This is a genomic window from Azovibrio restrictus DSM 23866, from assembly GCF_000429665.1.
GTDB classification, from domain to species: domain Bacteria; phylum Pseudomonadota; class Gammaproteobacteria; order Burkholderiales; family Rhodocyclaceae; genus Azovibrio; species Azovibrio restrictus.
Genome location: NZ_AUCH01000013.1, coordinates 1 through 21,487, shown reverse-complemented (window position 1 = coordinate 21,487; position 21,487 = coordinate 1). Strand labels below are relative to the sequence as shown.

Sequence of the window (21,487 nt, the reverse complement as noted above, 5' to 3'; positions counted from 1 at the left end):
GGCAATCCCTGATCCTTGGTCTGGCGCCGCCTCCATGCTTGCACGCCGGGCTGGTCTGGCCGGCGCGATGCCCCTATCATGGCTGGCCTGGGCCTGTCGTGTGAGCGGGGCCCGCTGTCCGGCTTTCATGGAAGTGCATAACGAACATGCGAAGATCAGCTTGATGAATGGGTCACCTCCCTCCCTGGGACCGGTCCGGAACTGGTCCCTCGTCAGCCTGCACCAGGGCTTTGCCGCCCTGGCCGCCAGTCAGCCCGATGCGCCGGCGATCCTGGCTGCCGGGTCCTGGGCCTGCAGCTATGCCGAGCTGGAGTGGCGTTCCAGCCGCCTGGCCTGGCAGCTGCAGGCGCGGGGGCTGGTGCGGGGAGAGGCGGTGGGGGTGCTGGTGCAGCGCTCCGGCCAGCTGCCCCTGGCGTTTCTGGCCATTCTCAAGGCGGGCGGCGTGTATGTGCCGCTGGTGGCTGATCTGCCCGAGCAGCGGCTGTCGAGCATGGTGCAGCAGGCGGGCATCCGGCAGCTCCTGCTCCTGGATGACCTGGAAGCACCCGAGGCCCTGGGGCAGCTGCTGGGCAACGAGGCGCTGATACGGCCCGGGGCCCTGGCTGCCGATCCGGATGCAGCGGACTTCCAGCCCTGTGCCGTGGGCCCGGAGGATCTGGCCGCCATCCTGTTTACTTCCGGCTCCACGGGCCAGCCCAAGGGGGTGATGATCCGCCATCAGGCCGTCGTGAACATGGCCCTCGGCCATGTGGAGGCCCATGCCATCACCCCGGCGGACCGGGTGTTGCTGGCCACTTCCCCAGGGTTCATCCTGGGTTTTCGGGAGTTGTGCATGCCCCTCCTGGCCGGGGCCGCCTTCGTGCCGGTCAGCCGGGAGCTCCTGGATGCGCCGGCCCGGCTCCTGGAGCTGATGTCCCGGGAGCGGGTTTCCATCGCCCTATTCACCCCTTCCTACCTGCGCCTTCTGGGCGGCGCCGTGCCCACCGGGCTGCGCTGCATCCTGACGGCCGGGGAGCGGCCCAATGCGGACGATGCCCGCCATTACGCCCGGCATCTGGCGTACTGGAACATGCATGGGGCCACCGAGGTCTGCGGCACCATCTGCATGCTCCAGGTGGATCCGGCAGGAAGCGGGCCCCTGCCCAGCGGCCGGCCGTTCACCAACACCGCCGTGTACCTGCTGGACGAGGACGGGCAGGAGGTGGCGCCGGGGGCCACGGGGGAAATCTGCGTCGTGGGCACCGGGGTTTCCCCCGGTTATCTGGGCCAGCCGGAGCTGACGGCCAGGTATTTCACCGACACCCCCTACGGCCGGGCCTACCGCACCCATGACCTGGGCCGCTGGAATGCCGAAGGCTGCCTCGAGACCCTGGGACGGGCCGACGACATGGTCAAGGTATCCGGCCAGTCCGTTTCCCTGGGGGAGATCGAGGCCGCCCTGATGCGCCATCCCCTGGTCAGCCGGGCGGCCGCCCGGGCTGAGGACGGGCGGCTCCTGGCCTATGTGGAAAGCCCCCGGCGGGCAGCGGCCGAGGCCGAGGACTGGCGTGCTTACCTGGCCCTGAGCCTGCCCCCCTACATGCTGCCGGCCCGGGTCCTGGTGCTGGAGCGCATGCCCATCAACTCGGCCGGCAAGATCGACCGCCAGGCCCTGATGCAGTTGCAGCTGCCTGGGGCGGCCGCACCCCAGGGGCGTCCTCCCCGGGGTGAGCGGGAACAACTGGTGGCCCGGACCTGGGAGGCGCTGTTGGGTTTTGCGCCCATCATGGCCGGGGACAATTTCTTTGCCGTAGGCGGCACCAGCCTGCTCGCCATTGCCGTGAGCCAGCAGCTCCAGGCGGCGGGTTACGGGGTGGCGGTGCAGGATGTCCTGGCGGCTCTGACCGTGGAAGCCCTGGCGGCCCGGATGCAGCCCCTGCTGCCTGCCGCTGCCAGTGCCGAGGTCAGCGCCGGACCGGCCACCCCGGAGCAGGAGGATTTCTGGGTGGCGGCCCAACTGGGGCTGCCTCCTGGGGCCGCCCATATCGTCCAGGTGTTCACTCTGGGGGTTCCCCTGGCCTCCAGGGGCGAGCCCCTGGATTTTGCCTGGCAGGCCCTGCTGGCGCGGCACGGCGCCCTGCGCACGGGGTTCCGGCGCGCCCCGGGAGGGGAGTTGCAGTGGTACACCCTGGAGGCCGGGGCTTTGCCGGCCAGTGCCCGTCTGCAGCGTGAGCATCTCCCGGCGGCAGCCGCCAGGGATTATCTGGCCCGTCAGGCCGGCACTGCCTTCGATCTGCAGGCGCCGCCCCTGGTCCGGGCCGGGCTCCTGGAATTACAGCCCGAGGCCGGGGAAGAGGAGGGCCGCTGCCTGTTCTGGTATGTCCTGCACCACAGCGTGGTGGATGGGGTTTCGGCCCGGCGCCTGGAAAGCGAGCTGCTTGCCCTGCTGGCCGGGCAGTCCCTGCCGCCGGCCGCCCACGGCATCCAGCTGGCCAGCCAGGCGGCCCGGACCTACCGGGAGTCGGCCCAGGCCGAGCTGGACCGGGCCTTCTGGGGCCAGCGTCTGGACAGCCTGGTGCAGGAGGGCGGTGCCGCCTTTGCCGGACAGGCACTGGAGCGGCCAGGGCCGGAAACGTCTGCTGCAGAAGAGATCGGCGGGGAATGCCTCAAGCCCGGGGAGGTGGCGGCCCTCCGGGAGCTGGCCCAGGCCCGGGGCATCGGCCTGCATGCCCTGCTGCTCGGCCTGCTGGGCCTGGAGCTGGGGCGCCGCAGCGGCCACCGGGAGCTGCTGCTGGGCAGCGGCATTTCCATGCGGCCGGCGGGGGCGGAAGACTGCATCGGGCATTTCGTCCACGTCCTGCCGGTGTGCCTGGAGTGGGACCCGGAGGCCGAGCTGGGGGCCCTGCTGCAGCACACCCAGCGGGCCCTGACCGGCACCGTCACCCATGCCGGCTACCCGGCCAGCCAGATCCTGCGGGAGTTCCGCCAGCGCCATCCCCTGGCCCTGGCGCCTTCCCGCCAGTCCCTGTTCCAGCTCGCCCTGACCGCGGTGCAGGCCAGCGGCGGCGAAACCGCCGGCCTGAGCCTGGAGCCCCTGGCCTTTCCTGGGGAGCCCCTGCCTCCGGCGGCCGGCCTGGATCTCTCCTTCAGCCATGAGCTGCTGCCGGACGGAGGCTTGCGCCTCAGCCTGCGCTGGAACCCGGAAAGCTGCAGTTCCCGGAGCGCGGCTGCCTGGCTCGCCGCCCTGGCCGACTGGGCCCGCTGGCTGGCGGCAGAGCCCGCCTATGCCGACCAGCCGGCCCCGGCCCTGCTGCCGGCTGAAGCCCGTTGCCTGGCCGCCTGGGAATGGGGCGAGACCCGGCCCCGGCCGGGGCCCACCCTGGACCGCCTGTGGGCCGCACGGGTGGCAGCGGAGCCCCGGGCCCTGGCGCTCCTGGCGGGCGGCGAGGTGGACCGGGCCGGGCTGGATGCCCGGGCCAACGGCATCGCCCGGGCCCTGCTGGAGCAAGGGGCCGGGCGGGGCACGGTGGTGGCGGTGCTGGCCGATGACCCGGCCGGGCTGCCGGCGGCCGTGCTCGGCATCTGGAAAGCCGGGGCCTGCTACCTGCCCCTGGCGCAAACCCTGCCGCCGGCCCGCCTGGCGCTGATGGCCCGGGATGCCGGGGCCCGGCATCTGCTTATCACCGGCCCGGGGCCGGTGCCCGAAGCCCTGGCCCAGGTCTGCCCCCTGCAACTCCAGGCGGCCGACTGCCCGGCCAGCGGCGCCATGCCGCCGCTGCCCCTCGGCCCGGCTGCCGCCATGGACGACGCCTACATCATCTACACCTCGGGCACCACCGGTCAGCCCAAGGGGGTGCCGGTGAGCCACCGCAGTTACATCAATGCCCTGGCCGGCACCCTGGAGCGGATCGGCCAGGCCCCCGGGGACCGGATCTCCCTGGCGGCCGTCCCCACCTTCGATGCCTCCCTCTGGGAGCTGGGGCTGGGGCTCCTGGGGGGCATGCCCCTGGTGCCCGTGAGCCAGGAGCTGCGCGAGGACCCCTGGGCCCTCAAGGATTACTACCGGCGTCAGGGCGTCACCCTGGCCTTCCACACCCCCTCCTACCTGCGCATCAGCCAGCAGCAGCCCTTCACCGGCCTGCGCGTGCTGCTCACCGGGGGCGAGGCCCCCAGCCACGCGGACGCCCGTCAGCTGCAGGGCCAGCTGGACCTGTGGAACTGCTATGGCCCCACGGAGGCGACGATCCTGGTGGCCATGGGGCAGGTGTGCGGCGACGCGCCTCACGAGCGGCCCCTGAGCATAGGCCGGCCCCTGCCCAATACCCGCATCTCCCTGCGCCATGCCGATGGCCGGCCGGTGCCTCCCGGCTGTGTCGGCGAGCTGTGGCTGGCCGGGGAGGGACTCGCCCGGGGCTATCTGAACCGCCCGGAACAGAGCCGGGAGAGTTTCGTGGACACCGGGGAAGGGCGCTTCTACCGTTCCGGCGACTATGGCTGCTGGACTCCCGGGGGAGCGCTGGAAATCCACGGCCGGGTGGACCAGCAGATCAAGATCAACGGGCAGCGGGTCGAGCCGGGCGAGGTGGAACGGTTGCTGGCCGACTTTCCGGGCGTGGTCACGGCCCTGGTGCTGCCCGATCCGGGCGGGCCGGGGGAGGGGGCCGGGCAGGCCCTGCGGGCTTTCGTGGTGCCCGCACAGGACGCCCCCTGGACGCCGGAGGCCTGTCTCGCCTGGCTGGCGGAACAGCTGCCGGCCCACATGCTGCCCGCTTCCGTTACCCCCGTGGCCGCCATCCCCCTGGGGCCCAACGGCAAGGCCGATGGAGCCGCCCTGCTGCGCCTGGCGGCGGCGGAGCGCGTCCGCCTGCGCCCCCTCCAGACACCCCTGGACCCCTTCGAGGCCCGGGTCGCCGGGGTCTGGCAGGAGATTCTCGGACAGCCCGTGGGGCGGCAGGACAACTTCTTTGCCCTGGGGGGCGACAGCCTGCGCGCCGTCCTCCTGGCCCACCGGCTGGCGGCGGTCCTGGGGCAGCCGGTGCCGGCCCGGACCCTGTTTGCGGCCCCGACCCTGGGGGCCTTCGCGGCCCGGGTCCTGGCCCTGCAGGAGGAGAGCAGCCCCGGGATTGCTCTGGCGCCCGACCTGGCCACCGAAGGCGAGGGGGAATTCTGGGTGGCGGAACAGGCGGGGCTGGATACCCGCGCCTTCATCATGCCGATACACCAGCTCTGGCTTGGGGAGCAGCTGGCGCCGGTCCGCTGGCAGGCGGCCTGGGCGGCCCTGGTGGCCCGGCACGGGGCCCTGCGCAGCTGCTTTGCCGAGGATGAGTCCGGGCAGCTGCGGCGCCGCACCCTGGTGCAGCTGGAGGCTCCCCTGGAATGGGCTCGGGTGGCCGATGCCGGGGCGGCCCGGGCCCATGTCCTGGCCCGCCAGGGCGAGGCCCTGGACATGGGGCAGGCGCCCCTGTGGCGGGCCGGGGTGGTGGAAGAGGAGGGGGGGCGGGCCCATTTCTGGCTGGCCATGCACCACGCCATCGGCGACGGCCGCTCTCTGGGCGTCCTGCTGGGGGAACTGGAAACCCTGCTGGCGGGCCAGCCGCTCCCGGCCGGGGCCGGGGATTACGCCGCCCTGTCCCGGCGCGAGCAGCGTTACCTGGCCAGCCCCCAGCGGGCCCGGGACGAGACTTACTGGCGCGGGCAGCTGGCCCGGCTGAGCCCCGCTTGCGGCGCCGAGTGGGCCCTGGATTTTCCCCGCAGCGCCCAGGCCCGGCCCGGCAGCCACCGCTTCCAGGTCCGCCTGGATGGCCGCCTCAGCGCCGGCCTGCTGACCCTGGCCCGGGAGCACGAGGCCAGCCTGCATGCCCTGCTGCTCACTGCCCTGGGGCTGGAGGCGGGCCGGCGCAGCGGGCGCGGCGAACTGCTGCTGGGCACCACCGCGGCCCTGAGCGAGACGGCGGAGGAAGGGCGCATTCCCGGCTACGGGGTGAACATGCTGCCCCTGGGGCTGGTCCTGGACGGTGAGGATTTCGGCAGCCGCCTGCGCCACACCCAGGCGGTGCTGGCGGCCGCCCTGGCCCACGGGGCCTATCCCTTTGCCCGCATCTACCGGGAGTTCTGGGCCCAGCGGCCGGAGCTGCGGGACCCCCTGCGCTATCCCCTGTTCGACCTGGCCGTCACCGAGAATCCGGCCCGCCCGGGTCGGGCCGACTGCCGCTTCACCCTGCCGCCCCTGGGGGAGGGGGAGCTCGCCTACGAGCGCAACGACCATTCCCCGGGGCAGGACATGGTGCTGATTCACGAACTGCTGCCCGATGGCAGCTTGCTCCTAGCTTGGCATGTGAATGCCGCCCTGTACGCCCGGGACACGGCTGCCTTCTGGTTCACCTCCCTGCTGGCGAGTCTGCGCTGGCTGGGGGCCGTTCCGGCGCGGGCGGCCCAGCCCCTGCCCGAGCTCTGGCCCGAGGAGGCCGAACGGCTGGCGGCCTGGTCCCGGGGGGCCCTGCGGCCCCGGCCGGACCTGGGCTTCCACCAGTTGTTCGAGGCCCTGCTGGCGCGTCCGGGCCAGGGGGAGCGGCCGGCCGTACTGACCCTGGCCGGGAGCCAGTCCTACCAGGAACTGGAGGCAGCGGCCAACGCCATCGCCCATGCCCTGCTGCAGGGGGGGCTGGAGCGGGGCCAGGTGGTGGGGGTGCTGAGCGGCCGTTCGCCCCGGCTGCCGGCCGCCGTGCTCGGCATCTGGAAGGCGGGCGGGGTGTACCTGCCTCTGGCGGCGGACCTGCCTCCGGAGCGTCAGGCCTTCATGGCCCGGGATGCGGCCCTGACCCGGCTGCTGCTGCTCGATGGCCTGCCCCTGCCCGGTGCCCTGGCCCAGTGCCTGGAGGAAGGGGCGGTGCTGCGCCCCGAGGCCCTGCCGGCCGGGTTCCTGCAGCGCCATGGGGGCGCTCCGGGTCTGGCCACGGCCGGGGCGGAGCTGGCCTACATCCTGTATACCTCGGGTTCCACGGGCCAGCCCAAGGGCACCCTGGTGACCCACGCCAGCTACGTGAATACTGTGCTCGGGGTGGTGGAGCAGCTGGGCCTGGGGGTGGAGGACCGCTGCCTGATGTTCGCCTCCCCCTCCTTCGATGTGTCCCTTTCGGACCTGGGGGTGCCCCTCGCCTGCGGCGCGGCCCTCTGTCCCGCCTCCGAGGAGATCATCGCTGCCCCGGGGCGCTTCCTGGATTTCCTGGCACGGCTGCGCATCACCCTGGCGGACATCACTCCCACCTACCTGCGCCTGTTTGCCGCCGAGCAGCTCCCCCTGACCCTGCGCATCATCGTCACCGGCGGCGAGCCGCCGCTGCCCGCCGACGTGGCCCGCCTGGGGCCGCGGCTGGCCTACTACAACGCCTACGGTCCCACCGAGAACTGCATCACCAGCACCATGGGCCGCCTCCATGGCAGTGGAGTCGGCAGCGACGCAGAAAGCGGCAGCCTGACGGCGGGGCGGCCCCTGCCCAACACCACGGTGCAGGTCCGGGCTGCCGATGGCCGGCTGCTGCCCCCCGGAGCCCTGGGGGAATTGTGGCTGGGCGGCGTCGGCCTGGCCCGGGGCTACCTGCGGCGGCCCCGGGAGGAGGCCCAGGCTTTCGTCTCCAGCCCGGCGGGGCGCCATTACCGGAGCGGCGACCTGGGGCGCTGGCGCGGCAACGGGGAGATCGAGATCGCCGGGCGCCTGGATGGGCAGGTGAAGCTGAACGGCATCCGCATCGAGCCGGGGGAGATCGAGGCGGCCCTGGAAGCCCACCCGGCCATCCGCCAGGCCGTGGTGCTGCTCGATACCCAGCCGGGGGGCGCCGAAGCCCTGTGGGCCTGGGTCTGCCCGGCCGCGCCCGGGGTCCTGCCGGAGGAGGCCGAATGGCGCGCCTTCCTGGCCTCGCGCCTGCCGCCCTGGATGATGCCCGCCGGGCTCCTGGCCCTGCCGGCCCTGCCCCTGACCCTGTCCGGCAAGGTGGACCGGGCTGCCCTGGGGCAGCGCCTGGCCGCCGGGCGACCTGCTTCCGGGCCGTCGCGCCGGACTCCGCCCCGGGATGGTCTGGAACAGGCGCTGGCCGCCATCTGGGCGGAACTGCTCGGGCGGGAGTCCGTGTTCCGGGAGGACAACTTCTTTTCCCTGGGCGGCCACAGCCTGCTGGCCATCGCCGTGGCCCATCGCCTGGAACGGCAGCTGGGCCAGCCGGTGGCGGCCCGGGAGCTGTTTGCCGCGCCGGTCCTGGCGGATTTCGCCGCCCGCCTGGAGGAGCTGGAGCCGGAAGCTCCGTTGCTGGCCGAGTCGGAGCTGGCCACCGAGGGCCAGGGCGAGTTCTGGACCGCCGAGCAGGCGGGCTTTCCCACCGGCAGCTTCCATCTCAAGCTGACCCTGGCCGTGCCCGGCGACTGCCCCGGGGATGAGACCTGGCAGCGGGCCTGGGCCGCCCTGGTGGCCCGTCATGAAGCCCTGCGCACCGGCTTCGGGGAAGATGCCCGGGGCCGCCTGGTGCGGCGGCTGACCGGGACGGTCCCGGCCCTGGAGATGGGCCGCCCGGAACACCGTTCCGGGGCCCTGGCGCTGATCCGCGCCGCCCAGGAGGCGCCCCTTTCCATGGCTTCCCCCTGTCTCTGGCGCGCCGGCCTGGCGCGCCCGGCCGACGGTAGCGCCCCCCTGTTCTGGCTGGTGCTGCACCACGCGGTGGGTGACGGTCTGTCCCTGGCCATCCTGACCGGGGAGCTGGCCGAGCTGCTCCAGGAGCGGGCGCTGCCCCCGCCTGGGGAGACCCCGGGACGGGCCGCGGCCCGGGAGCAGGCCTATCTGGCGAGCCCCGCCGCCCAGGCGGATGCCGCCTACTGGGCGGAAAGCCTGAACCAGCTGCTGGAACAGGCGCCCCAGGCCCTGGACGAGTGGCCCCTGGACCGGCCCCGGCCAGCTTCGCGCCAGGCTCTCGCCGAGGCGGGCAGCCATTGCTGGCAGGTCGACCTGGATGCTGCCACGGCCGCCGCCCTGGGCGCCCTGGCCCGGCAGCAAGGGATCAGCCTGCACGCCCTGATGCTGGCCCTGCTCGGGATCGAGGTCCGGCGGCGCACCGGGCGGCAGGGCTTCCTGCTCGGCACGGCCGCCTCCAGCCGCCATGGGGCGGCTCAGGCCGGCAGCATCGGCTATTTCGTGAACATGCTGCCCCTGGCCCGGATGCCGGCGCCTGCCGCCACTCTGGCCCAGGTCCTGGCCGCCATGCAGGAATCCCTGGCCCGGGGCCTGGGCCATGGCCGCTATCCCTTTGCCCGGATCTATGCGGATTTCCGCCGGGCCCGGGGCGCCGGGGCCGGGGCCCAGGGGAGCCGCTACCCCCTGTTCGACATGGGGGTCACGGAAAATCCCCCCGTGGCCCCGGCTCAGGCCGGCCGCTTCGGCTTCCAGCCCCTCCAGGCGCCGGAGGTTGCCCAATCCGGCGCTCCCCTGGAGCAGTCCGACTACAGCCTGCGGCACGGGGGGCCGGCCCAGGACATGCTGCTGATCCACGAGGCCAGGCCCGACGGGGGGCTGCGCCTCTCCTGGCATGTCAGCGCCGCCCTCCTGAGCCGCAACCACGCCCGTGCCTGGTTCGACGGGCTGCGGGCCTGGGCGGCCTTCCTGGCGACGCCCGGGGTGCCCCTGGATGAACCGCCCCCGGCGCTGCTGCCAGAAGAGCGGCGCTGGCTCGCCGCCTGCCAGCAGGGGCCCCGGCGCAGCTGGCCGGAAGCCACCCTGGCGGCCCGTTTTGCGGGCCTGGCCCGGCAGCAGCCCGAAGCGCCGGCCATCGTCGGCGATGCCGGGGAGCGCAGCTACGCCCAGGTGGATAGGGCGGCCAGCGCCCTGGCCCAGGTGCTCCTGGACCAGGGTTTAGCCCGGGGCGAACCGGTGGGCGTGTTCACCCGGCGTTCGCCGCTGCTGCCGGAAGTGGTGCTGGCCATCTGGAAGGCCGGCGGCTGCTATCTGCCCCTGGCGGCTGAGCTGCCCGCCGGGCGGCTGGCCTTCATGGCCCGGGACGCGGGCATCCGCCTGCTGTTGGCCCTGGATGGCCTGTCCCCGCCCGCCGAGCTGGCGGCCCTGGCTACCGTGCTGCGGCCGGAACTCCTGGACCTGCCGGCCCAGGCCCGGGTGGAGCAGAGCCGCCCGGAAGACCCGGCCTACATCATCTACACCTCCGGCTCCACCGGGGAGCCCAAGGGGGTGGAGCTGCTCCACGCCGGCCTCCTCAACCTGGGCCTGGCTGGGGCTGAAACCCTGGGCCTGGTGGCGGCGGACCGGGCCACCCAGCTGTTTTCCCCCTCCTTCGACGGCTGGATCGGCGATCTGGCCTTCGCCTGGGCGGCGGGCGCGGCGCTGGTGCCCTTCCGGCGCGAGGAAATGGACGACATTCCCGGACTGCTGGATAAATTCACCCGCCTGGGGGTCAGCGTCGCCGCCATGCCGCCTTCCTACCTGCGCCTCCTGGGGCAGGCCGAACTGCCCGGAGTGCGTCTGCTGATGACGGCGGGCGAGGCCCCCTGGGCCGAGGACGTGCGCCACTACGGGGCCCGTCTGCGCTACGTGAATGGCTACGGGCCCACCGAGAACACCGTGGGGGTGACCCTGGGCTTTCTGGCGCCGGGGACGGAGGAATTCAGCACCGGCCGGCCCCTGGCCAATACCCAGGTGCTGGTCACCGATTCCGACGGGGCATGGCTGCCCCCGGGCTGCACCGGAGAAATCCGGCTGGCCGGGGCCGGGCTGGCCCGGGGTTACCTGAAGCGGCCGGAGCTCAATGCCGCCAGCTTCATCGACACCCCCGCCGGGCGGCAATACCGGACCGGGGACCTGGGCCGCTGGACGCCCGACGGGGAACTGCTGGTTCTGGGCCGGGCCGACACCCAGGTCAAGCTGCGTGGTCAGCGGGTGGAGCTGGGCGAGATCGAGCATCGCCTGGGGGCCTGGCCCGGGGTATCCCAGGCCGTGGCGGTGGCGGAGCGTCAGCCGGACGGCAGCGCCACCCTGTGGGCCTTCGTGACCCTGGAAGCGGGCAGCCCGGAACCGGAGCCATCCCGCTGGGCCGCCCATCTGGGCGCCGGCCTGCCGGCCTGGATGCTGCCGGCGGCGGTGTTCCGGGTGGAACGGATGCCCCTGACCCCGGCCGGCAAGATAGACCGGAAAGCCCTGCTGGCCCAGGAGCGGCGCCCCCTGGCCCCGGGGCTGGAGGCCGGGGGCCGCACGCCGCCTCAGGGACCGGTGGAAACCCGGGTGGCGGCTCTCTGGTCGGCCCTGTTCGAGGGCCGGGCCGTGGCCCGGGAGGACGATTTCTTCGCCCTGGGGGGCGACAGCCTGCGGGCCATCGCCGTCATCAACCAGCTGCGCCAGGACTACGTCTGCCAGGTCAATGACCTCTACGAGCAGCCGCTGCTGGCGGATTTCGCCCGCCGCTGCCGGCCCCGGGCCGGGCAGCTGCACAGCCTCCTGTCCACCCGGCTGCAGGGGGATGATCCCGCGCGGCTGGCCGCCGCACGGGAACAGGCCCTGGCGCCCCGGCGGGCCGCCTACGCCGAACGCAACCAGGCCTGGGCAGCCCTGGACCTGGGGCCCCGGCGGGCCTGGGGCCACGTGCTCCTGAGCGGCGCCAGCGGCTACCTGGGCATCTACCTGCTGCGGGAGCTCTTGGGCCAGCCCGGTCTCCAGGTCAGCGCCCTGGTGCGGGCCCCGGACGAGGCGGCCGCCCGGGCACGTCTGGACGCCCTGTGGCGGCACTATTTCGCCGCGCCCCTGCCGGGGCCCGAGGCGGGCCTCCGGGTCCTGGCCGGAGACCTGAGCCAGCCCGACCTGGGGCTGGGAGCCGGGCAGGGGGATGCCCTGGCGCGGACCCTGGACGGCATCTTCCACTGCGCCGCCCTGGTGAGCCACGTGGGCCATTACGAGGATTTCCACGCGGCCAACGTGCTGGCCACCGCGCATCTGCTGCAGCTGGCCCGGCGCGCCCAGGCGGAATTCCACTGCGTGTCCACCCTCTCGGTGGCGGGCCGGGCCCGGCCAGGGCCGCCGCGCCACTTCAGCGAGGACGATCCGCCCGGCAGCGGCGAGGCGAACTACTACGTGCGCAGCAAGCAGGAGGCCGAGGCTCTGGTGATCGAGGCGCGCCAGTGGCTGCCCAATGCCTGCATCCACCGGGTCGGCAACATCGCCTTTGCCAGCCGGGGCGGGCGCCTGCAGCGGGGCATAGAGAACAATGCCTTCTTCCGTCAGTTGGTGACTTTCCTGCAGCTGGGGGCGGTGCCCGATGACGTGCGGGCGGCCCTCTGCCACGTGGACCGGGTGGCCGGCGCCATCGTCGCCCTGGCGGGGGCTGCCGCCCTGGAGCACTGCAACCACCATGTGGAGACCTCGCGCCCCGAGACCCTGGCCGATCTGGTGGCGCCCCTGGCCGGCCGCCTGCGGCTGGGGCCCCTGCACGGCCTGCTGGAGGAATTGCTGGCGGCGGGCGACCCGGCCCAGGCCGGGCTGCTGGGCGAAACCCTGGAGAACTTCGGCCTCCTTGCTAGGCACGACCAGGGGGCTCGTTTAGAATCCGCCGTCATTGCCTGCGACCGTACCCAGGCGCTGCTGGAACGCCTGGGCGTGTCCTGGCCGGCGCTTCCCTCGGCGGGCCGGCAGGCCCTCCTGGAGGCGGCCTGCCGTGCTGCCGGGCTGGCCGGTTTTCCTCAAGAAAGAACCAGAATGCCATGTTGAAACATCTGCAGGATCTTGGTTTTCGCGCCGGCCTGTTTGCCGCCGCTCCCCTGCCGGAACCGGAAGTCGCCCGGGTGCTGGCCGTTCTGGATGAATTCTACGGACCCGGCCGGCAGGTGGCGGCCCTGGTGCCCCTGGCCGATGAGGCGCCCCTGCGGGCGGCCCTCCAGGCAGCGGCGCCCAGTCTGGCGGAGCTGGGCCAGGCCCTGCGGCAGCGGCTGGATTCCTCCCACACGGGGGTGCTGATCCGCCGTCTCGGGCTCAGCCACCTGGACCCGGCCAGCCGCAGTTTCGTGCTCTTCGCCCTGGCCCAGTGCATCGGCCGCCCGACCCCCACGGACAAGCTGGACCGGCGCATCGTCTGGGACATCAAGGTGCGGGCCGACAAGCTCCGGGAGGGCAGCGTCAGCACCTTTTCCGAACACCCCTACGAGGCCGACTTTCACACGGACACCCAGTATTTCCCCGACCCCGAGCGTTACCTGTCCCTGTACTGCATCCAGCCGGCCGCCTGCGGCGGCGGCCGTTCCACCTTCCGGGACCTGGACTGCATCCTGGAGCAGCTGTCCAGGAGCGAGGCGGGCCGGGAGGCGGTGGCCTACCTCCAGGACCGGGCCTTGCCGTTTCGCATTCCCGCCACTTTCACCAGCACCGGCCGGGCTGACTGCCAGGAGGTGACCTGCGCCCCCATCTTTGGCGAGCGGCCCCGCCTGCGCTACCGGCGCGACACCCTGGAAGCGGGCCTGAATGTCTTTCCCGAGCAGGACGGGCCGGAACTGCGCCGGGCCCTGGGGGTCTTCCAGGCGGAAATCGATGCCCCCGACCTGCGCCTGGAAACCCGGCTGGAGGCGGACGATTTCTTCATCGTGAACAACCACGAGGCCCTGCACGGCCGCAGCGATTTCCAGGACCACCGCCGGCATCTGTTGCGCATCCGGGTGGCCGAGCTCCCATGCGCCTGAGGTCGTCCCGGTGAATCTTCTGCGTCTGTTGCGGCAGGGGGGCTCCGGCTCCATGCGCAGCCTGTTCCTGGGGGCAGCGGCTTCGTCCCTGGGCACCACCATCGTCCTGGGGGTGGTCAACCAGGCCGCCGAGGAAATCGCCCGGGAGCAGGCCGATTTCGTAGACGGCCCTCTGCTGCTCGCCTTCGTGGCCAGCATCCTGTTCTACATGTGGTCGGAAAGCTGGATGGTGGGGCGCCTCTCGGCGGACATGGAGGAGGCCATAGACCGGCTGCGCATGCGCCTGATCGGCCATATCCGCCACGCGGACCTGTGGCGGCTCGAGTGTTTCGGCCAGAGCCGGCTGTACGAGACCATCGTGCAGAACTGCCAGGCCATTTCCTCCAATTCCCAGTACCTGGCCCAGGCCGCCTGTTCCGTGGTGTTGACCGCGGCGATCATGATCTACATCGCCACCATCTCGCTCATGGCCTTCACCCTGCTGGGGGGCTTCCTGGGCATCGCCGCCCTGATCTACTACCGCCAGAACCGGGTCCTGGATGAGCGCCAGCAGGCGCTGATGCAGCAGGAAACCCGGCTGTTCGAGAGCATTTCCGACCTTCTGGACGGCTTCAAGGAGCAGCGCCTCAACCGCCAGCGTAGCGCCGACCTGAATACCGGGTTCATCGGCCTCTCCCGGACCACCGCCGACCTGCGCAGCGAGGTCCATGGCCTGAGCTGGAAGCAGTTCGTGTTCGGCGAGATGGCCTTCAACCTGATGCTCGGGATCGTGGTCTTCGTGGTGCCCCGCTACGCCCCCGACGTGTCCGGGGAGTTGCTGAAGATTTCCGGGGCGGTGCTGTTCATGTCCGCCCCCATCTTCGGGCTGATGCAGTCCCTGGCCATCATGCGCATGGCCGAGGGGGCGGCGGGCCGGATGATGGACCTGGAAGGAGAGCTGGAAGCCCTGGCCGAGCCGGGCAGCCGTACTCCAGGCCTGCCCCTGCCCAGCCCCTTCAAGGAAATCCGCATGGCCGGGGTGGAATACACCTTTCCCGCCCCGGAAGGGGAGCGGGGCTTTGCCGTGGGGCCCTTCGACGTGAGCATCCGGCGGGGCGAGGTGATCTTCGTCACGGGCGGCAACGGGGCCGGCAAATCCACCTTCATCAAGCTTCTCACCGGCCTGTACCGCCCCGACCGGGGCCAGCTGCTGGTGGATCGCATGGTGGTGTCCACGGCCCAGCTGATGAGCTACCGGGCCCTGATGGCGCCCATCTTCTACGATTTCCACCTGTTTGCCCGGCTTTACGGCATCAGCGGTTTCGAGCAGGAAATGGCCGACAGCCTGATGCTGTGGATGGAGATGGAAAAGGTCACCCGCGTCGAGGCCGACCGGTTCGCCAAGATCCGCCTGTCCACCGGCCAGCGCAAGCGCCTGGCCCTGGTGGCGGCGATCCTGGAAGCGAAACCGGTGCTGATCCTGGACGAGTGGGCCGCCGACCAGGACCCCCATTTCCGCGCCAAGTTCTACCGGGAGATCGTGCCCGAGCTGAAGCGGCGCGGCCTGACCATCATTGCCGTCACCCATGACGACCGCTACTTCGACGCGGCCGACCGGCGCTGGCACCTGGAGGAGGGCCGCTTGACCGAGTGGCCCCAGGCCGCAGGGAGCGCCCCATGAGGGTCTTTGCCGCCATCCTGCGGGAGATTCCCGAGAACCTGCGCCCCCTGTTCTGGATGAACGCCCTCTCGGCCCTGGCCACCACGGCCCTGATCTGGCTGGTCTCCAGCGCCACCGAGGACGCGGCCAAGGGCCAGTTCAGCAGCCGTTCCCTGCTGCTGTTCCTGGTCACCGTGACCGCCTTCGGCATCAGCCATTTCTACACCCTGGGCACCGTCTCCAGGGATGCGGAGCGGCTCATCCACAAGTTCCGCATCCGCATGTTCGACCTGGTGCGCCAGGCTGACCTGATCACCGTGGAGCGCATCGGCCACGGCAGCCTGCAGCGGGTGCTGATCCAGGACGCCCAGACCCTGGCCCAGACCCTGCCGCTCCTGGCCATAGGCTTCCAGCAGGCCCTGATGCTGCTGTTCCTGGCCCTCTACCTGGCCTGGCTGTCGCCCCTGGCCTGCGTCCTGGTGTTCGCCATGGCCGGGGCGGTGGTCACCGTCCGCTTCCGCCGGGTCAAGGCCCTGCGCCTCCTGATGCAGGAAGCCCAGGCCGCCGAGGAGGAGGTGTTCGGCGGCCTCACGGATCTGCTGCACGGCTTCAAGGAAGTGCGCATGAGCACTCCCCGGGCCGAGGGCGTGCTGGAAACCCTGGCCGAGGCCTCCGCCCGGGCCCGGCGCAGCAACGCCAGCCTGAAATCCCAGTGGGGCCGCAACTATGCGGTGGTGGAGGCCATGTTCTACTGCCTGATCGGCCTGATGGTGTTCGTGGTGCCCCTGTTCGTCACCGGCTACCACCAGGTGGTGGTGCCGGCCATGACCGCCGCCCTGTTCATCGCCGGCCCCGTGGGGACGGTGTCCTTCGTGACCCCCATGTTCACCCATGCGGACCTGGCCCTCAGCAACATCGAAGCCATGGAAGCCCGGCTGCGGGCCGCCGCCGCCGGAGAGGGCGCGGCGCTGCCGGAGGCTCCGCGCAGCATCGCCCTGGAAGCAGCCGTGGGGCGGCGGGGCGGCTTCACCCTGGGCCCCCTGGAACTGCGCTGCCAGGCTGGCAGCATCACCTGCATCAGCGGGCCCGAAGGGGCAGGAAAGAGCACCCTGATGGCCCTGCTCGCGACCCTGCAAGGGCTGGAATCGGGAGCCCTACTGGTGGATGGCAAGGTGCTGGAAGCCGCCCGGCAGCAGGACTACCGGGACCGGGTGGCGCTCCTTTCCGCCCAGCCCCGGCTGTTTGACCGGCTGTACGGGCTGAGCCTGCCGCCCGGCCCGGAACTGCAGGCCCTGCTGGCTCGCTTCGAACTATCCGGCCGGGTGTTCCCGGACGGGGACAGGCTGGGAACCCGGGGCCTGTCCGACAGCGAACGGGGACGGTTGGCCCTGCTGCTGGCCTGGATCGAGGACCGGCCGGTCATGCTGTTCGACGACTGGGCCGCCAGCCAGGACCCCGCCTTCCAGCAGTACTTCCTGACCACCCTGCTGCCCGAGCTGAAGGCCAGGGGCAAGATCATCATCTACGCCAGCCGGGACGAAACCGCCCAGCCCCAGGCCGACCAGGTGCTGCACCTGGAGGCCGGCCGGCTGCTGGCCTGAGTGCTGCGGGCTAGGGTGCAAGATGCACCCGGGAGATGCCGAGAATCTGCTGAAGGGCAGTGCGAAGTGATTGGAAATCTGCGTCGGAGAGGCTGAAGGCAATGTGAATCTCTGCCTCCTGGATTTGAGTTCTTGCTGCGTCAGCGACGAGGACTTCAATCCTGGTGCGGTGAAGTTTTACCGATTCCACTCCTCGGTATGCTCCGTGAGTCTGGTCGTTGATCTCCAGGTATTCCCCGACCAGGCCCAGCTCTATGTCTTGTTCAGACTCGTATTCCTCCCTTTGGAAGAGCAGGTAACGACCATCGCCTGAAGGTGTTTCCGAAAAACCCACTGTCAATATTTCATCAATGGGTACAAACGAAACTTTTGCGGCTGAAAATGAAAAAATCATGAGTAATTTGTGTAGAAATTGATGGAGGCAATTTTGAAGTCCATCGGGTCTGAGTTTTCAATCAACGCTGGATTTTGCTCATTAATTAAATTCTGCTTTGAGGTCAATGCCGTAGCCAAAGCATGGCGAGGAAGAAAAGTGCGGCAGCCACAGGGCGCGACGAGGATTGTTCAGGGGAATTCCATACAAATCTTTAAGGCGTAGCTTTTATAACAAATCAGGCCGCCTATAAAAACTAGATCGAATAATGAAAACCCACTAATAAAGTTTGAACTAGCCACGTAGCGCGGTAGCCACTATATATATCAATACAATAATAATGCATGTCGATATAAACGCCCACCAGAGTAGCTTGGGCTTTTGCTCCACGGCTTTCTTGTAGGCGCGCAGCTGCTTCTCGTAGGCGGCAAGCTCGTCCATGTAGCCCTCGTAGTCATTAATGCTGCGTATGTTCGTCATCTCTGGCTTCTTCGGAGGAGGAATACGAAACATAGGCGGCCTAACGACGCTGTAGAAAAAACCCTCTCAGAAAATTGAGGGGTGATTTTTGGATGGGATTTATGTATCCGAGGGCGACGATCGTCGATTCTGGAGCGATTGTGAAAGTTGGATTTTTATGGACCGCGGTCATTTTTCAACAAAATAGGTTTTTCTACAGCCTTGACCTGCTAGCTCAGGGGCGTTCCTTGGTGCGATGGGTTATATTACTGTATGCCCTCAGCGACACAATGCCCATGAAAAGTGACGTAGAGGCAATGAGAAACGGGAACGTAGCGGCTCCTTGATTTCCAAAGGCCGCACATGCAGGAACAATCACCAGCGCGATCTTTGAGCCAAAGAATTCGCAATCTGTGCCAGTGAAGATTCGGAAAGACAACCAGTAGAAGAGAACTGCGACGGCCATGAAGAGAAGGACAGAGGCCAACCGTTTCTCTTGGAGCCGCTGCTTTCTGCGGTTGCTTGTTTTCTTGTCCATATTTCGGAGTGATGTGGCGCAGGTGGTCCCCTTGAAGCGATGGTTACGCATCGCTGTGTTCCGCCATGGTGTTCAGGAAAACGAAATCACGTGAGGCGATCACAAGGCGATCACCATCTGAAATGACCGCTAGAGGACGATATTTGCTCACCATTCCCAAGAACCTTTCCTGGAGGGGAATGAGTGATTCAAAACTGCCAGGCTCCCAAGCTGGATCGAAGTGGCTTTCCATCTCTGCCGGGCTGCGTAAAGTCCATATCGTTTGGTTAACAAAGTAGTCGTACCGAGGAAGACGTTCAGCCGCAGTGCGGTCTTCAAATATCCACCATTCATCAAAATTGTCTGCGGGCAGATCCAGGTCGCCCTTCACCGGCGGGCTTAGTAAGCCCCCCTCAATTTCTCGCCAACCCAATAGTGTTTCTTCTTCAGTCGGCACAATACGTCCAGAGTCGAAGCAAGCGATCAACACGAACTTTGACTCAAAGTGGCGAACGATAAGTGGCAGATGGTCAAAAATGCGCCCATCTGAAACTAGCCACCCATACTCCACGACTGATCCGTCACCCCGAAACATCTTGTGCGATGCCTAACGAATGAGGGAACGCCGCTTGCGGAAAATGGGGAAGCCGGGTTCGGCATATCAAGCCGCTACCTCGGTTGATTTGCGGGTGAAGTTGTGAATTGATGTGTCGCAATTTTGTTGTCTTTTATTGAAAAAATAACAGCCAGTCTCATAGGCATGTTGGATGTCCCTCCAAAGCTTTGATTGTCATCAAAATCAAATAGATCCTCTTTGTTGTGATTTTGATAGCAATTCAGGCTCAGCCCGCGGCTTTTTGTGAAGGTTTTAAGTTCTTCTACCGTTGCTCCTGAGTTCAAAGCCCCAGAAATTTGCTGTGCCCAATACTTTTGGCGTTCATCAATGTTTGAGCCTTTGCTAATACCTCGCGCTATTGAAAATGCAATTACGGCAGATACAGCAATAAACAGTACGAACAATGTGCCACGCATATGTTTTTCCTTGAATTCTAAACCTTGTATGTTCAGTGCTTAATCGTTGGGCGTCAGTTGTGGCCCCGACATGGAGGCACGAGTAGTAGGCGACAAAGCGATAGATTGCTTTAAGAGCCAATGACAATTCTCGCTGAGACATAGAAGGCTAGCGTTGCTGCTGATAGCGCGACCAGAGATGCAATAATTTTGCGCGGCGCGATACTATTTTTTCCGAGGCGCCACCCCGCAAATGTGTGCACAGCAGTCGGTAGGAAAAGGGCAACGAAAAACCATAACTCGATGAACCACGGTACATCACAGTGATCAATTTCCCAGCAACGACCAGCAGGCCGTGGCACAACAAATCGGCTCCAGTCAATTCGTGCAATCACGAACAAAGACAACCAGGTGACGAAAAGTCCCCAGCTCGTGAAGCTCAGGAGGTGTAGAGCACGCTTCATTCTGATGCCCAACTCTTGAATTCACCGGACCTTGCGCGGTTTTATGCGCAAGGTCCGGTGGAATGGGGTGGCATCGGCTTCATTGTGCGCGAGCCAAGAGAATGGCGCCGGCGACCTGCACGCGGTGCCAATGACACGGAGCAAGTCAACCTTAATCGTTGGCCGCAACAATGTTGACGATTTCGGCATCAGTTACTCCTACTGCGCGAGCAAAAGAGATTGCATTTGGAATAATCCAATACGGCGAGTCAGCATCGAATGGTGCTGACTTCCCGGATAGGTTGTAAAGAGTTTTAGCGCAAATCTCTTCAAACAAATACTGGCAAATTAGAACATGATTTTTTGCTCTTTCCGCCTTTAACGTTTTGTTGCGAATATGGTCGAACAAATCATGCGCTTTTGCCCATTTTCCACGATTTCCAAGCATTCGATGCAGTTGATCGAGCGTTTCACTGTCGCGGCAATATGGCGAAAATAGCCGAATAAAACCGCCAATATCGTTCAGTAACTTGTCGCCGTAATTCATCTTGCAGCTCAACGTGAAGGTGAGGGGCGACGGGCCGGCCCCGGCACGGCGTCCCAGCGGCGAAGCCGCGCCTCGACCGTAGGATTAGGCATCTGAGCGCAATTGAACAGAAGCATTGCCGTGCTGAAAAGGAAGCAGCGACACCCCCTCTTGCCATAGTTCCAGTGCGCCGGGCAGTATCGGGCGGCTACCGATCTTTGCGACACTCATCTTTTTGATTTGCCGACCGAGGCGCGAAGAGAAGCTAGTGATTTTCTTGAAGTCCCAAAGTCCAACGTCTTGTGCGTTGGATATTGTGGGAGCCCACGCCTCCGCTCGCTTTTGGCTGTTGTGATTAGTATGCGAGTCGTTGAGGCCTCGACTCGTTGAAGCTCCAAGATAGAGTTGTACTAGCCCCCAGCCCTCCGCTACGTATCTGAACGTAGCACCATCGCATGCCTTTGGGTCCAATTGGACGCGCCGAGGAACAAATGGCGGACTAGCTCCCAAAACGTATAGTTGCAGATGCACGGAATGCCACTTCTCGCCGGTGCTATAGGAGCGGTCAAATTGGGAAAGCACATCGCTCACGATGCGAAATTCCTTTAGTGGCTGTTCGAAGTCAGACGAGAGTTCAAAGACCCTGCACGTGCCTTCATCAAACAGCCAGTGCAATAGCTGCTTATGATCTTCGAGTGTCGCGTAGAAATCGCAATTCGGCACAGGGGAGATGCCTAGCGTTTGGCATCAGCGGCGAGCGCAGCGAGTCCGTTGCATGCCGGGCGTGCGCCCAGCATGGGCGCGATGTAATGGGGTGTAAGTCCCCTGTGGGAGTACCGATTTTGTTGCATGCGATAAGAATAACCACTAGCTGAAGGCAAGGGCAAGCTCGTGAGGGCTGGTGTGGGGGCCGGGGGAGAGAAAACCCTGGCTACCCGATTAGGCCACACGGATTCACTACTCATATTGGGAACCGCCTTCCCAGAAGATGGGAAGGCGAGCAGATCCAAGAATTTCGATGTGACACTCTTTGGGTTGGGCGACACTCATTGGCTCGTTCAAGGTGAAGCAGATTCGTTCAGATTCGGACGTAAAGCTCAAATCGTCGGCCAAACGCACACAAGTTACTCTGCGCGAGTACCGGTAACTGTCAGGGAAGACATCATCGGCACCCTCTGCCTCAATCAGTGAAACTGCAAAGACAAGGAACTTGGCTTGAGCCCTAGTTGGATCGT

Annotated in this window: 10 protein-coding genes; 4 read left to right on the top strand and 6 right to left on the bottom strand. The window is 67.5% G+C overall.

From position 1 onward, the window contains the following. Positions 1-163 precede the first annotated feature (163 nt). From G474_RS0111260 to G474_RS0111245, 4 genes are read left to right on the top strand one after another with little or no spacing between them, the layout of a single operon-like run. Positions 164-12,721 carry a non-ribosomal peptide synthetase gene (locus tag G474_RS0111260; RefSeq protein ID WP_043464154.1) on the top strand — a complete coding sequence of 4,186 codons (12,558 nt, stop codon included), beginning with the start codon at positions 164-166 and terminating at the stop codon, positions 12,719-12,721. After that, positions 12,715-13,683: a TauD/TfdA family dioxygenase gene (locus G474_RS0111255; protein ID WP_026687065.1), complete on the top strand. Its 969-nt coding sequence runs from the start codon at positions 12,715-12,717 to the stop codon at positions 13,681-13,683. Before G474_RS0111260 ends, G474_RS0111255 begins: the two co-directional genes overlap by 7 nt. A gap of 10 nt (positions 13,684-13,693) precedes the next feature. Then, complete coding sequence (locus tag G474_RS0111250; RefSeq protein WP_026687064.1) at positions 13,694-15,343, top strand: ATP-binding cassette domain-containing protein; 1,650 nt, start codon at positions 13,694-13,696, stop codon at positions 15,341-15,343. Next, entirely contained in the window at positions 15,340-16,923 is a 1,584-nt protein-coding gene (locus G474_RS0111245) for an ATP-binding cassette domain-containing protein (RefSeq protein WP_026687063.1), read from the top strand. The genes G474_RS0111250 and G474_RS0111245 overlap by 4 nt, the downstream gene beginning before the upstream one ends. A 10-nt stretch (positions 16,924-16,933) precedes the next feature. Here the strand turns inward: G474_RS0111245 and G474_RS22805 are convergent, their stop codons facing one another. The 6 genes from G474_RS22805 to G474_RS23930 form a co-directional block, all read right to left on the bottom strand. Then, positions 16,934-17,317: an Imm10 family immunity protein gene (locus G474_RS22805; RefSeq protein ID WP_084513721.1), complete on the bottom strand. Its 384-nt coding sequence runs from the start codon at positions 17,315-17,317 to the stop codon at positions 16,934-16,936. Between the two features lie 673 nt (positions 17,318-17,990). After that, the gene (locus G474_RS0111230) at positions 17,991-18,344 is read right to left on the bottom strand and encodes a hypothetical protein (RefSeq protein WP_026687060.1); all 354 of its coding nucleotides are present in this window, start codon (positions 18,342-18,344) and stop codon (positions 17,991-17,993) included. Next, positions 18,337-18,762, bottom strand: coding sequence for a hypothetical protein (locus tag G474_RS23420; protein ID WP_156919246.1), 426 nt, complete (start codon positions 18,760-18,762; stop codon positions 18,337-18,339). Before G474_RS23420 ends, G474_RS0111230 begins: the two co-directional genes overlap by 8 nt. 179 nt (positions 18,763-18,941) lie before the next feature. Beyond that, positions 18,942-19,304: a hypothetical protein gene (locus G474_RS23415; RefSeq protein ID WP_156919245.1), complete on the bottom strand. Its 363-nt coding sequence runs from the start codon at positions 19,302-19,304 to the stop codon at positions 18,942-18,944. 594 nt (positions 19,305-19,898) lie between these two features. Then, positions 19,899-20,273: a hypothetical protein gene (locus tag G474_RS22800; protein ID WP_084513720.1), complete on the bottom strand. Its 375-nt coding sequence runs from the start codon at positions 20,271-20,273 to the stop codon at positions 19,899-19,901. Between the two features lie 936 nt (positions 20,274-21,209). Next, positions 21,210-21,487: hypothetical protein (locus tag G474_RS23930; protein ID WP_211228108.1), on the bottom strand; the 278-nt coding region annotated here is incomplete at its 5' end.